16 protein-coding genes are annotated in these 14,032 nt (G+C 31.2%); 13 read left to right on the forward strand and 3 right to left on the reverse strand.

The annotated features are described in order from the left end of the window. Positions 1-175: 175 nt before the first annotated feature. Positions 176-676 (reverse strand): M15 family metallopeptidase, encoded by a 501-nt coding sequence (locus tag V0410_RS16475; RefSeq protein ID WP_110008332.1) that lies wholly within the window; start codon positions 674-676, stop codon positions 176-178. A gap of 225 nt (positions 677-901) precedes the next feature. On the opposite strand from V0410_RS16475, the gene V0410_RS16480 reads away from it, so the two are divergent. The 8 genes from V0410_RS16480 (at position 902) to V0410_RS16515 (ending at position 9,366) form a co-directional block, all read left to right on the forward strand. Further along, on the forward strand, positions 902-2,254 hold the full coding sequence (locus V0410_RS16480) for a Na+/H+ antiporter (RefSeq protein WP_330744911.1): 1,353 nt from the start codon (positions 902-904) through the stop codon (positions 2,252-2,254). Next, positions 2,255-2,485 (forward strand): hypothetical protein, encoded by a 231-nt coding sequence (locus tag V0410_RS16485; protein ID WP_330744912.1) that lies wholly within the window; start codon positions 2,255-2,257, stop codon positions 2,483-2,485. Positions 2,486-2,640: 155 nt separating this feature from the next. Then, a complete protein-coding gene (locus V0410_RS16490) occupies positions 2,641-2,979 on the forward strand; it encodes a Y-family DNA polymerase (protein ID WP_330744913.1) in 339 nt (112 codons plus the stop codon). 259 nt (positions 2,980-3,238) lie between these two features. Continuing rightward, a complete protein-coding gene (locus V0410_RS16495; RefSeq protein ID WP_330744914.1) occupies positions 3,239-4,579 on the forward strand; it encodes an SIR2 family protein in 1,341 nt (446 codons plus the stop codon). Next, positions 4,576-6,603 carry an ATP-binding protein gene (locus V0410_RS16500; RefSeq protein ID WP_330744915.1) on the forward strand — a complete coding sequence of 676 codons (2,028 nt, stop codon included), beginning with the start codon at positions 4,576-4,578 and terminating at the stop codon, positions 6,601-6,603. Before V0410_RS16495 ends, V0410_RS16500 begins: the two co-directional genes overlap by 4 nt. Positions 6,604-6,619: 16 nt before the next feature. Continuing rightward, positions 6,620-8,095: a putative phage abortive infection protein gene (locus tag V0410_RS16505; protein WP_330744916.1), complete on the forward strand. Its 1,476-nt coding sequence runs from the start codon at positions 6,620-6,622 to the stop codon at positions 8,093-8,095. A gap of 17 nt (positions 8,096-8,112) precedes the next feature. Continuing rightward, on the forward strand, positions 8,113-8,964 hold the full coding sequence (locus V0410_RS16510; RefSeq protein WP_330744917.1) for an FRG domain-containing protein: 852 nt from the start codon (positions 8,113-8,115) through the stop codon (positions 8,962-8,964). A 21-nt stretch (positions 8,965-8,985) separates the two neighbouring features. Further along, positions 8,986-9,366, forward strand: coding sequence for a hypothetical protein (locus tag V0410_RS16515; protein ID WP_330744918.1), 381 nt, complete (start codon positions 8,986-8,988; stop codon positions 9,364-9,366). Between the two features lie 607 nt (positions 9,367-9,973). Here V0410_RS16515 and V0410_RS16520 read toward each other — a convergent pair. Continuing rightward, positions 9,974-10,216: a helix-turn-helix domain-containing protein gene (locus V0410_RS16520; protein ID WP_330744919.1), complete on the reverse strand. Its 243-nt coding sequence runs from the start codon at positions 10,214-10,216 to the stop codon at positions 9,974-9,976. Between the two features lie 169 nt (positions 10,217-10,385). On the opposite strand from V0410_RS16520, the gene V0410_RS16525 reads away from it, so the two are divergent. The 4 genes from V0410_RS16525 to V0410_RS16540 all read left to right on the forward strand — a co-directional run bounded on the left by V0410_RS16525 (position 10,386) and on the right by V0410_RS16540 (position 11,937). Beyond that, positions 10,386-10,748 carry a superinfection immunity protein gene (locus V0410_RS16525; RefSeq protein WP_330744920.1) on the forward strand — a complete coding sequence of 121 codons (363 nt, stop codon included), beginning with the start codon at positions 10,386-10,388 and terminating at the stop codon, positions 10,746-10,748. A gap of 14 nt (positions 10,749-10,762) precedes the next feature. Next, on the forward strand, positions 10,763-10,921 hold the full coding sequence (locus tag V0410_RS16530) for a hypothetical protein (RefSeq protein ID WP_330744921.1): 159 nt from the start codon (positions 10,763-10,765) through the stop codon (positions 10,919-10,921). Between the two features lie 7 nt (positions 10,922-10,928). Beyond that, complete coding sequence (locus V0410_RS16535) at positions 10,929-11,108, forward strand: hypothetical protein (RefSeq protein WP_330744922.1); 180 nt, start codon at positions 10,929-10,931, stop codon at positions 11,106-11,108. Between the two features lie 124 nt (positions 11,109-11,232). Beyond that, entirely contained in the window at positions 11,233-11,937 is a 705-nt protein-coding gene (locus tag V0410_RS16540) for a hypothetical protein (protein WP_330744923.1), read from the forward strand. 78 nt (positions 11,938-12,015) lie between these two features. Here the strand turns inward: V0410_RS16540 and V0410_RS16545 are convergent, their stop codons facing one another. Then, entirely contained in the window at positions 12,016-12,210 is a 195-nt protein-coding gene (locus V0410_RS16545; protein WP_330747713.1) for an alpha-ketoglutarate-dependent dioxygenase AlkB, read from the reverse strand. Between the two features lie 198 nt (positions 12,211-12,408). On the opposite strand from V0410_RS16545, the gene V0410_RS16550 reads away from it, so the two are divergent. Continuing rightward, on the forward strand, positions 12,409-14,028 hold the full coding sequence (locus V0410_RS16550; protein ID WP_330744924.1) for a T9SS type A sorting domain-containing protein: 1,620 nt from the start codon (positions 12,409-12,411) through the stop codon (positions 14,026-14,028). Positions 14,029-14,032 lie beyond the last annotated feature (4 nt).

Consider the following 14,032-nt stretch of genomic DNA (forward strand, 5'->3'; position numbering starts at 1 on the left):
GTTTGTTAAAAGGACACATGCAATCTTACATCTACAGAATCTGTTGAATATTTTAAAAATTGTGGAGATTCTATACTTAGATTTCATTGCTTTTTTGTTGTTTTCTTATAAAGCAAAGGTAGTCTGGGGAAGCGACAGAACGTGTCGTATTATATTTAATTTCAAATAAATGAGACTAAAAAATAACGTAATTCTGCTGGTCTTTTGGCATCTTCAAAAGCGTTCTCCAGCTGGTTTTTACAGGTCCTTTTTTAGAGGGAATTGTCTTTTTTTCAAAGTGGGGAAGGTCTTTAAATGTTTTCCAGTTTCCGCCCCAATCCCAGCCGTGGCGGGCAAAGATTTTTACACATTCGTACCAGTCTGCAACGTTGTCATTATCCCAGTCTTTTGCCGTATCCCAACTTGCTGTTTTTCCGTCAATCATAAGACAGATGTCTACCGCAAGGCCATAATTGTGAATGCTTTGCCCTGCCTTGGCATTGGTTACTTTTTTTCCTGAAGTAATTCTTCCGATTGCATAAAGCTTTTCCTGCTCTTCAAAAGATCTTAATCCCTGAGTGATCCGCACTTTAGCTCTTCCGGTAAGTGCTTCATCACATTCCTGTATAATTTGCTTCACTTCATCTCTTACCAACGGGTGAAGTTTCTGAATCCGTTCTAAGGTTACTTTGTCCATATTTCTTATTTTCTTGTAGGACAAAAGTATAGCGCGGATGCGACGAAACTTGACGTGTTATATTTAAAATTTTATAAATATTCAACCTGAGGTGAAAAACATTTAGGAAAAAGATTGGGAAATGGTTAAATTAATCTGTATAACTAAAAAATAAAAAAAAATTGTTTTTAAATTTTTAAAAATCAAATAGAAGTGGTAAATATGATGGATAAAACACAATAGTACATGCATACGATCCTACCTTTTTTATTGGCCATGGTGGCAGCCATTGTGCTGCTCAATATGTGGGCTGCCAAATTAAAAATTGCTTATCCTGTTTTACTCGTTGTATTCGGACTGCTTGTTAGTTTTGTGCCAGGTCTTCCGGTGGTAAAGATCAATCCGGATCTTATATTTTTTATCTTTTTGCCTCCTCTTTTGTTTGAGGCTGCATGGTCAATTTCCTTTAAAGAAATGAAAAGATGGTGGCGTATTATCGGAAGCTTTGCTTTTTTAGTGGTCTTTTTTACAGCGCTGGCAGTAGCGGTGACAGCGAATTATTTTATTCCCGGATTTACACTTGCTCTCGGGTTTTTGCTGGGAGGCATTGTGTCTCCACCGGATGCTGTGAGTACAGGAGCCATTATGAAATTTGTAAAAATACCATCCACTACATCTGCGATTCTGGAAGGAGAGAGTCTGTTGAATGACGCTTCCTCTCTTATTATATTCCGTTTTGCTCTGATTGCTGTAGGAACCGGACAGTTCGTATGGCAGGAAGCTTCTCTGGATTTTTTATGGATGGTAATCGGAGGTGCAGGAATCGGGTTAGTACTGGCATGGTTTTTTGTACAGGCTCACAAGCGGCTTCCTACAGAAGCTTCTTCTGATATTGCCCTGACCCTTATTGAACCGTATCTGATGTATTGGGTCGCAGAGCAGTTTCACTGTTCCGGAGTTTTAGCTGTAGTTTGTGGTGGGTTGTATATGTCTGGAAAACGAATGATATTTCTAAACAGTACCAGCCGTATCATGGGGTATAGCGTATGGGAAAGCTTCGTATTTATTCTGAATGGCATCGTATTCTTAATAATAGGGCTCGAGCTTCCTGAAATTGTCGGAGGGCTGCGGTCAGAAGGAATTCCTTTGAGAATTGCTATCCAATATGGAGTGTTGGTGACCGGTATTCTGATTGCCGCCAGAATCATAAGTTCTTATGCCGCCATGCTGGCTACATTGATTTTCCGGCCAAGTGTCGCTCCCCGTGCTTCTTCTGCAAGAAGACGTCTCCTGATGCCTTTGATGCTTGGATGGACAGGAATGAGAGGTGTTGTCTCACTGGCCGCTGCCCTGGCCATTCCGATTACCCTTGAAAACGGACTCCCTTTTCCCAACAGAAACCTTATCCTATTCATTACTTTCGTGGTAATCTTGCTTACCTTACTCGTACAGGGACTTACTTTGCCTTACTTTATAAAATATGGACATGTATTTGATGATTTCACAGATGAAGAAAAAGATAAAAAGACACGGGAAGAAATAAAATATAAACTAAAGCAGCATGTCTACCATTTTCTTAAAACCAAGCATGAAACCTAATTGAACAGCCATGCAGGATTAGAAAGAATGCTGAAACAATGGGAAGAAAAGATCCAGACCAATAATACTGAATGGATGAATGAAAAGGCCAAAGATATCTTTTTTGAAATGCTGGAAAGCCAGAGACAGTTTCTTTCAGAATTGAATAAAGATACTTCCGTGAATGAAGAAATTATCCGCCATCAGCTCTATCAGCTCGACCTCGAGGAAGAACGGTTGAGAATGATTTAATCCTGATCCCAGTGAATATTTTTTGAAAACAAAATTACAGCACTAATACGACAAAACATGTCGTATTTAAAAATTTTATTCATTTGTTTTCAGAGTGTTAAATATGATGTTAATTATGGCTTAAAAGATTATTTTATTCTTTAAAAACTATAATTTTGTATAGATTTTACTATGCAATTGTCATGTACGCTCTGGTAGATTGTAACAATTTTTTTGTTTCCTGTGAAAGGACTCTAGATCCCGATCTTGAAGGCAAACCCGTTGTGGTTCTTTCCAACAACGATGGATGTGTTGTATCCAGAAGCAAAGAAGCAAAAGATCTGGGAATTCCCATGGCTGCTCCTGCATTCAAGTACAAAGAGCTTTTCCAAAAACATGATGTGAAAAGCTTTTCTGCAAAATTTGAACTGTATAATTACAAAAGCCAGCAGGTTATTAATATTGCCAAATCGTATGTCCTTGACCATGAGGTGTACAGTATCGATTATCAATAGTTATTTTTAATCGTAACTTCAGTTCAATTTATGATGATAATATATTGATTTTTAGATTGTATTTTGATAATAATGTTTCGATATAATTATCAATTTGTTATTTGATTTCGGATCCAATTCACATCTGTTACTTTGGATTTGTACTTTAGTTTTTACGGGAAACCATATTGTTAATATTAAATATTTGTGGATATTTGCTATAATGCTAGTTCCCAATAAAATATGATTAGCATGTAAAAACTAATAAATCAACTCCAATATGCCATTATTTTTTTATAAAGGAAACGAGAATACTATCGAATACAAAAATACTCAATCTGAGAATGTACCAACTCAAAAAATTAAAGATGCTTTTTTAAAGGTCTTAGATAATAAGAATTTATCTTTTTTATTAGGCAGTGGTTGTTCATCGTATGAAATTGAAAATAAATCGGAAGCTGGAACTGACTCTCAAAATGTAAAAATCCAAGTTGGTATACCAATTATGGTCCCCATGGCAAAGGAGTTTTATGGTTCTGAAGCTTTTAGGGAAAAAAAAGAATGGCTAAAAAGCAGCTTAAAAATTGATGTAGATGCTTCTCCATTTGCAACCAATCTTGAAACTTTTTTATCGACGCTTCATAATTTGTCTTTCTATCATTTAAGTATTTTAAGTGATCATGATAAAAAGGAAGCTGTTACAATAATTAACGAAGGAAAAAAAGAATTCGCTATAAGAACTGATTTTCAAAAAATAGAAACTATAATTATAGATGCTCGAAATTTCTTATTACGAAAGTGTATAAATGAATCGAATATTAATTCTGGATTGGATAATGAATTGATTGAGTTGTATAAAGAATTCTATAGGAAATTACTTTCTAGAAATTCAACTTTGCCACGATTAAATATATTTACAACAAATTATGATTTATACTCAGAACGTGCTATGGATTTACTCGGAATTCATTATGTAAATGGTTTTACAGGTGGAATAAGTAAATTCTTTAATCCTGCAATTTTTAATTATGCACTTGCGGAAAAAATGGATTTATCACAGTCTAAATGGAGTGTTATTGATAATTTTTTCTACCTCTATAAAATTCATGGTTCAGTAAATTGGATTGAAGAACAAGGAGAAAACAAACTCTTTAAAGTTCGTGAAATTCAGGAAGCAAAATATGATATTTTAAAAGAAAAAGATAATATCATGATTCATCCTACTCCTTTAAAATATAATGCTAGTCTTGGTAGTCCATATTCAGATTTATTCAGAGAGTTCCAAAAAAATTTAATGCAAAATAATAATATCCTTATAACACTTGGATATAGTTTTAGTGATGAACATATAAATAACATAATATTTCAAGCATTTACAATTCCATCTTTCAGATTAATTGTAGTTGGTGAACCTAAAAATGGAAATTCTATTGAAAAACTACAAAAGTTAAATGATTCAAGAATATGGATTGTTGGAGGTAAAGATGAATTGGATAGTTCTGATTATCCCTTACATTATTTTAGACGTTTTGTTTATGAAATGTTACCTGATTTAACGGCTGACGATTTGGATAAAAAAATGGAAACGACATTAAATAATTTGAAAGATTTACTAAAATGACAAAAGAGGATAAACAAAGAGTAATTGGTAAAATAGTAACAATTAATTCTGATCGTTTTAGCGTAGAACTTTTAAGTGGGCTGGATAATTTTAATATGAATGGTTATGATGACATACATTATTTTGCGCAATTAAATAGTTACGTTATTATTCCTTACCAGAACTATCATATTGTAGCAGAAGTTGCAGGTGTAAGAGAAAAGGATCTAAATCTTGCATTCTCTAACCCAACTGATCAAATCCTTAGTAAAATACAAGCAGGAAAATTTCTAGATGTTTTACCAATTGGTACTATAAAGGCTAATAGCAAGAACGAAGATTTTGAATTTGGTGTTAGTGTATACCCATCTTTATATTCTGATGTCTTATATATTAAAGAATATGAATTGGATGTTATATTTAAGACTAATAAATTGAAAGAAATAAATTGCCAGAAGTTAGAAGAATGTGCTCAAGGTGATTGTAAGTGTGATAGTAAATATACTTCTTTACCAATAGGAAAATCAATAATTTTTCCAGATTATGAAGTAAAAATTGACATAAATAAATTTTTTGGAAGTCATTCTGCTGTTCTTGGAAATACAGGTAGTGGTAAGTCATGTACAATTTCATCTATGTTGCAAACATTGTATAAATTTAAAAGCTATAGTGCCACTGGAAGTACATTTGTTTTTTTTGATGTAAACGGAGAATACAGCCAAGCTTTTGGAGAAGTAAACATTGAGAATAAAGATATTGAAGTAAAAAACTTTACTATCGATTATATTGAAAAAAGTAATGATAAATATGAGAAATTTATACTACCACATTGGCTTTTAAATATTGATGAATGGGCATTATTATTAAAAGCGAGCGAAAAATCTCAATTACCTATTTTAAGAAATGCTCTTGCCCTTGCTGTATTATTTCAAATGAATTACACTGATAAGATAAAAAATCACATCTTGGCTTCGTGTATTACCCAGATTTTAAGAGATGAGACTAGTAGTCCATCAAAAAAAGACAGAATAAAATCAATATTACAAAAGTTTAATACGCCTGAAATAAATTTGGCAATTCGCTGCGGAGTTGGAGATTTTAATAATGGATTAAGAAATGTTTCTTGTACAATTGAAAATTGTCTTTTTATTCATTTTGGGGAGATGAAAGGCATTAAATATTTATACGATTATTTAGAACAGAAAGATGAAGATGGTGAATATAAATTTTTAGATTCAGACTTTTCACTTCCGTCTTATCAAGGTAATCAATTTTTTGATTTTAAATTTTTAGATGATGCTTTGGATCTTGCAATTCTATATGAAGAAGCTCATGGCAATCGTCAAATTAGAGATTATTGTTCATCATTAATAACTCGATTTAAAAGTATTAAAGAAAGAGAAGATTTTAATTTCTTGACTAAAAACAGAGTTGATATTGATAGTTTTAGTTATTTGAATAAGTTTTTAGGTATAGATGCGGAAATAAAAAAATCTCAAATAATTGTTTTAGATTTAAATTCGGCAAATGATGAAACGACAGAAGTAATATCATGTGTTCTTGCGAGACTTATATTTGAAAAATTAAAGATTGTAATTGAAAGAAATATATTTCCAGTAAACTTAGTTTTGGAAGAAGCACATAGGTATTTATCAACTAATGCAGGAAAAGTATTTGGAGATGCTAATAACATTTTTGAACGTATAGCCAAAGAGGGAAGAAAGTATGGAATGTTTTTACTTGTATCTTCACAAAGACCAAGTGAACTATCAAAAACGGTCTTGTCACAGTGTAGCAACTTTATTGTACATCGAATTCAAAATCCTGAGGATTTATCCCATATACGACAAATAACTCCTCATATATCAGAGACTGTCCTAAAACGTCTTCCATCAATTCCAATACAGCACGCATTAATATTTGGTCACTCGGTGAATTTACCAACAACTTTTAAAGTAAATGATGCAAATCCTAAACCGAAAAGTGACAATAATGAAATAAGTGAAAATTGGTTTAAACCAAGGAATCATCAAGTAAAACTATAAAAACTTAAACTATACCATGAAATCAAAAATTATTTTAGGTGCTGCTATTTCATTAGGTTTGCTTTTCACGTTAATCTCTATTGTTTTTGCTGCTAGATATTTTTATGATAATCAATTATTTCCTATTTCTGAAAAATATAATACAAAAGAATTAAATGATCTCAACGTTGAGAATGACACCGTATTTATTAGGCAAATAGCCTCTCCTAAGACTATTGTTATTGATAGTACTTTGATCAATCCTTTGTCGCCAGGAATAGAAAATTTTTTTCAAAAGAAAGTTAGATTATCTAAAAAAATATTATCTAAGAAAGATTCGATTTCAAAAAATAATTCAGCGATATCAAAAGATGTTAATGCAGTTGATTATTATATTATTCAAAAAGATAAGGAATCTTTCCAGCTTGGAGATATTGGAGATTTTTTAGGTGGGTATTTTGGTGTACTATTGGGGTTCGCAGGAATTGCTTTTACTTTTATTGCATTTTATGTACAATATATAGCTAATATAGAAGTTCAAAAACAATTTCGATTACAGCAATTTGAAACTCAATTTCAAAAATTAATTGATATATATTTAAATAATAAAGATAAATTTGAAATAATAGGATATAAAAATCCAGATAATTTAGAGACAAATCTGAACATGAATAGTGGAACTAATTTATTAGACAAATTAAAGTTCATACTTATTGCTAAAAGAGGACAGAGTGGGATATCCTATTTCGCTCAGCCACATCAGGCGTTATTGACACAGACCAATAATAATCGAATATTTATTGATTATAATACTAAAGATCAAATAGTATTTCAAAAGATGTTAGTAGAATTAAAATGTGTTTACAGAGTATTCTTAGAAGCGTATAAGGAAAAGAAGGGAAAAAGAGAACAAGATCTTTCAGATTTAATAAAAAAAGAATTGTTTTCAATGGCTTACAAAACATTCTTTAAGGGCCTAAATAAATTTTCAAAAGAATACTTAGAAGATAACACTATAAGTACAATAGATGAAGGTGTTATTAAATACAGCTTTTCTATTTTAAAAGAGCTTAGAAGTATTTATAAATTAGATGGAACTAAAGCATACCAAAATTTTTATAAGGACAGTAGAGACCAATGGAAGACTCTCTGGTTAAAAGTTAATTATGAACCGTTTAAAGGCTATCTTCATTTTTTACCACAATATTACCGTAACCTTTATACAATGGTGAAATTTGTTGTAAATGATAATTCAGACTTAAAATTAAATGATGAAGATAAATTAAAATATTTACGAATTTTAAGATCTACTATGTCAGATTATGAACAAGCTATGCTTTTTTATAACTGGTATAGTGGAATTGGTGATGATTGGGAAAACAGCAATAACAAGTTTCTATCAAAGTATAAAATGATTCACAATATGAAAAAAATTACTCTAATAGATCCTCAAATTGACATTTTAACAATTTTAGGAATTTCATCAACAGCTAATTTCTTTGAGAATTATTAATTTATGATTATAAATATATGTACACAATTGTAACCAATTTAGCTGAGTATCAAAAGACTATTGAAAATTTACAAAATTCCGGGATGATATGGTTTAGGGGGCAAAGTAATGCCAGTTATGAAATAGTACCATCACTCTTTCGAGAAAAATTTGTAATTGGAGATGATCAAGGAATTGATAGACATAAGTACGGATTTAAAAAATCCGATGCTATTATGAAAAATGATATTAAAGCAATAGAAATCTTTAAAAATAAATTTGAAACACTATATCCTTCGAGAGTAATACGTGAAATAGATTGTTTGTACTTAATGCAACATTATGGAATAAAAACTAGATTGTTAGATTTTACAACAGATCCGATAATTGCTTTGTATTTTGCGCTTAATAAATTTAAGAAATGTGATAATGAAAACGATGAATACGTTGATATTGATGAAAAATATGGTTATTCAGAAAAAGGGAGCAGTATTTTTTGCATCGATCCCAATTTCTTAAATAAGGAAAGCTTTAATGATGGCGAAATTGTTAATTTAGAAAACTCAGAGTTTTCAGAAATTAAGGATATTTTTCATCCTGTAGCAATAGAAACAGATTTTGATGAGCCTAGAATTAAAGCCCAAAAAAGTAAATTTGTTTTTTTTGGAATTGATTACAAGCCATACGAAGCATATGACGTTTTAAAGAGTCACTATCATAAAATTATCGTTCCAAATTCTGCTAGAAAAGATATGTTTAATGAAATTAAGCAAAATGGATATAATCATTTCACTATATATCCGGATTTAAAAGGATTGGCTTTAGAGACAAATGATGAAATAGAATTTGATTATTCGAAAAGGGTAGAAAAAATAAAGAATAATAGATAATTACCATTTTTTAAATCGATAATGACATATTTACAGATTTCGGAAATTGTGAGAGATAATTTTTTATCAGGCTTAAAAGATTATAAAATTAAAAATCTTGATGATTTACAAAACTTACATGAAGAATTGATACAAATTAGAACTAATTTGCATTTTGATTACGGTTTTGATGTACATCCTCATTATAGAGGAGAACAATTATTTGGCAGAGATATCATACCTGGAATTTTTCGTCCTCCTTTTTCAGCAGATGTTAATATGGAGAATGCTAGATTAATCGAAAAAAATGCAATAAATATTTTTAAAGAAAAGGTAATTGAAGAATATGGTAAAGATGTTATATTTAAGTATGAAGAGCATTCTGAACATTCTGAATCTTGGAATTTACTGTTTCAAGCTTAACATGCAGGTGTTAAAACTAATTTAATTGATTTATCTACATCAATTTTTAGTTCAGCTTTCTTTGCTACCGAACCTTCAGAAAAACATGATGATAAAGCTGGGCAACTTTGGTGCTTACTAGTACCCTCAGAATTTATATATGGTGAAAGTACAGAGTATGATAAACCATGCTATTCAAATTTAGATCCATTTAAGTTAGATGAGTCATTTGTTTGTAATGTTCCAACCTTTATTGATAACATTGATCAAAGAAAATATCAGTTTAGATTATTTCGTCAGCATGGTAGATTGTTTGTTTCATCAGATAGGGACATCAATATCCCATTAAATAAGAAAGAATTTTGGAAGAATATGATTGTGCCTATAAAGATATTGCCTCAAAATAAAAAAAAGATTTTTAGACAATTAAATGATAATGGTATCAATCATGGGAAATTAATCTTAGATGATGATGATAAGTCTCGTGAATTTATTACTAAAATTAATGATCAAATAAAAGATATATAAGCGAGTGAAATAATATGAAGCGTATTGGATAATTGTCAACTATTTCTATAAAATTAAAATTTAATTTACGTACAAAGAAAGTGGTTATACTTTATTTTTATTATTCTTCAAATCCTTCTGAAAAAAATTCTTCCAGAGTCATATCAAAAGCATATATTATTTTCGCCAATGTACTGAATCTTAAATCTTCTCCTTTTTCGTATCTTCCAAATTGAGCTCTAGATATATTGTGTTCATAAGCAAAATATTCATAGCTAGAATAACCTTTAGCTATTCTAAGTTTTCTTATTCTTTTCCCAAGCTTCTTCAGGATTTCTTCCTTTAAAAATTCTTTTTCCTCCATATAGCCTCAATTAGAGAATACAAAGCTTGGAAATAAGCGTCAGTTATGTTACCACTAAAAAGATGTATCTTATTAGTGGCTTTTTTTAAGAAAAGTTTTATATTTGACCTATTCTTTATTGTGAGGCTGCTGACATAAAGAGAAATAGATTAAAAATAAATTATAAATAATGTTGGTAATACTTTCTGCTATAAGCCATAGTGATGGAGAAGCTCTTTTTTTTAGAATAATTCTTTTCATTTATTTTGCTCCTACTATAATAGCTTTATTTAGATCTCCAATTATAAAGTTTAAATTCTTCAGTGTATTATTTATTAATCTTTTTTTTGGCTGGACTTTATATGGTTGGTGGCTGGCATTTGCAAAGGCTTTTTCAAGTAAGAATATTATTAATCTTAGGCGAAAGTCACAAGATCCTTTAATACTTGATAAGTACGATCAGCTTAGTAAATTAGATAATTTGCGTTCTAAAGGTATTATTAATGAAGAAGAATTTGAATCCGAAAAGAATAAAATTTTAAATCTGAAATAATTAATCTAAATGCAATGATGAAGGTTGTTCTGAAAATTAATGAAAAGGATTTAGATTCTATGTTAAAAGAGTTTTTTAAACTTGAGATTAAAGAAATTAAAATTAAAAGAATTGCTAAGAATAAAAATATGCGGAAGGTTCCTATCAGCACATATAATGAACCTGATAAATAAATTTTATATGAAAAAAGGAGAATTAAGAAAGCTGATTGATACAACAGAAAAAAGAGGTGTTGTTGTTTATAAAGGAAAAGATACTAGAAAGAAATTTGATGAGAGCGTTACTCAAAATAAATTAATTATATTCTCTAAATTAATAGGAGATAAAACAGAGGAAATTAAAAAGATTTTAACAACCTGATATTATTAAGTAATTTCAGTTGATCTAACTTTAAATAGTGATTTGCGAGAACCCGTAATTTTATGAATAGTTTAATTTGTTTATTTGTTACTTTGATTTATTCGAATAATATAATAAATAAAAAATGAAAAGATTTTTTGATGCACTTCTTGCAAATAGTATATTAACATTTTTAAAGGAATATTTCGCAATTATTATTTTTGTCCCTACTTTATTAGGTGGATTGGGGCAACTTTACCAATTAGTATCACTTTCTCCATCTCTTATAGAATACTTTTCTATTAGCCAGCTTCTAATTGATGGTATTTTAATACTTATCAGATCTCCATTATATCTTATAGGAATTCTTTCATATGGTTTTTATCTGGCTATTAAGAATGATAAACGACAACACATAAAATTTTGGATTACTTTATTTTTTGCTTTTATGGCCCTGGCACTAAATATTTATAGGGATTTCGTAGATGAAAATTATTATAAACTCTTCAAAAGCTTTATGCTACTTGGAATTAATATTTTTTTCATTTTTCTTTATAAAAACATGGGAAATGCAAAGACTAGTTTAAAGATTTTTGGACTTGTTATCACTGCTGTTTTATTCTCAATACTATTAAATATTTTAGATAGACAATTTGATTATAATTCTATAGAAAATATTTCTTTATTAACGGATAAAGTAAAAGCTCAGTATCCTAAAGCTGAATTTAGATATTATAATGATAAGTTTGTGATTTTTGAGAATACAACTAATCAAAGATATATCATTAAAGAGTTTGGAGATTTGTTTAAAGAAAATGATTTAAAGGATAGCTCCATTGAAACAAAATGATTAAACATTTTCAAGATACCTTAAAAAGCTTATTTCAATCGAAGTCGTAAAGTTAAATTAATCCGTTCTTTCATAGTACTATTGATTTAGAATTCTATGTTCCCAATACTCCTGAAGGTCACCTTTCATAATGAGTAATGAACCATTAATGAGTAGTAAGCTATATTTACTTGGATGATGACCTATTTTTCTGAAATCGAAATTCCTGGTTTGTTTAAGGCTTACTGATGCAATAATTGAGTGCTTACCATAGTTGATATCGACGTAAAGTATTTAATATTTTGCGTAGGGTTCTGTCGTTGTACTGTAGTAGATTTGTAGAATCAATGAAAGGCTATAGAATCACAGAAGATTTCCTAATGTTTGGAAATATTTTGTATTAAATCACGTATATACGACTTATATGAACTAAAAAAGTTAAATTTGTGCAAAATTTGAAAAGCTAATTACTAAACTCAAAACAACACGGGAATGAAAAAGATTTATCTCAGTGCATGTCTTATATGTACAGTTCTTGGGGTGTCTGCCCAAGAGGTTCTGTGGCAGAAAGATATCAGATCTTCTACCCAGGATTTTCTAAGTCAGGTTACCACTACCATCGATCAGCAGTATCTTATTACAGGAAGCTCCATACAGAGCGATAAACTTCAGCAGGGAAGCAAACAGAACAACGGTTACGATTTCCATCTGCTTAAGCTTAACCAGCAGGGAGAAGAAGTCTGGGAAAAATATTTCTCCGGGGACAATCACGATTATTTATCTTCTACAGTAAGCACCCAGGAGGGTGGATTTTTAATTTCCGGAACCAGCTATTCGGGGAAAGGTTTAGATAAAAAAGAGGAATCCAAAGGCGGATCAGATATCTGGCTCATCAGAATCAATGAATTCGGGGATGAGTTATGGCAGAAAACGTTGGGAACCTCTTCTGATGAAGAAGCCAGAGCAGTAATTCAAAGTACAGATTTAGGCTTTTTTGTCGCCGGAAATGTACAGAACTCTTCCAGTGGCTATGGTTCAAAAGATGTCTGGATCACTAGGATCAATAAGGATGGCAAGGAACTTTCCCAGCTGATTTTAGGCGGAAAAGGCCTTGATGAAGTGGAAAAGATGATTCCCACAAAAGACGGTGGCGCTTTATTAGGGATTTACTCAAGGAGCTCCGAGTCCCGAGGTTCGGGATCCGGGATTAGATATCCTGAAGCAAGATCTTCTGCTGCAGATACTGCTACCCGCAACCTGCTATCTGCAGTCTCAAAACAAAGCAGTAATTTCGGTGAAGGGGATTACTGGATCGTTAAGCTGGATAAAAACGGAAAAGTAGAATGGGAAAAGAACTTTGGCGGTAAAGGAGATGATCATATCAGAACATTGGCTTTAACATCAAATGGTTACATCATCGGTGGGGAATCGAGATCAGAAAGGTCTGGCAACAAAACCGTAGGAATTGAAGAAGGCACAGATCTTTGGATCATTGCTCTTAACGAAAGAGGGGATGAGCAGTGGCAGAAGTCCTACAATTTCAAAAATCGGGATATACTGATGGGAATGAATGTGATTCATTCTGCAGACAATCAATCTAAAGGAATTCTGTTAGGTGGTTACACCCAAGCCGAGGGAAGAATAGAAAAAGATGATGAAACCTTCTGGATGTTATATCTGGATTGCAACGGCAATGAGCAGTGGAGAAAGCATGTAGCAGGAGAATCTAGGCAAAAAGAAGAGCGGCTTTCGGACTTGAAACTAAATCGTGATGGTTCAATTGTTTTAGCAGGAACCAGTGCCAAAGAATTAGGGAAAGAGAACTGGAAGATTGTAAAGTTGGGTGACAAACAGGTGAATGATTTAATTGCAAAATACGATATCAAAGTCTATCCAAATCCAGTAACTGATTATGCCTATGTAGAAATCGGATTTGATTTCAAAGAAGCTGATATTATGCTGTATGATATGAGCGGAAGACAACTTCAAAACTTCGAAACCAAGAATAGAGTGACTAAAATTAATACGCAAGCTTTAGTACAGGGAGCTTATTTGGTGACGATAAAAACTGATAATAATAAAACAGCGAATGCAAAGCTGATAAAAAAATAAGGAT

It is taken from the genome of Chryseobacterium sp. CP-77, assembly GCF_036362765.1.
GTDB classification, from domain to species: domain Bacteria; phylum Bacteroidota; class Bacteroidia; order Flavobacteriales; family Weeksellaceae; genus Chryseobacterium; species Chryseobacterium cupriresistens.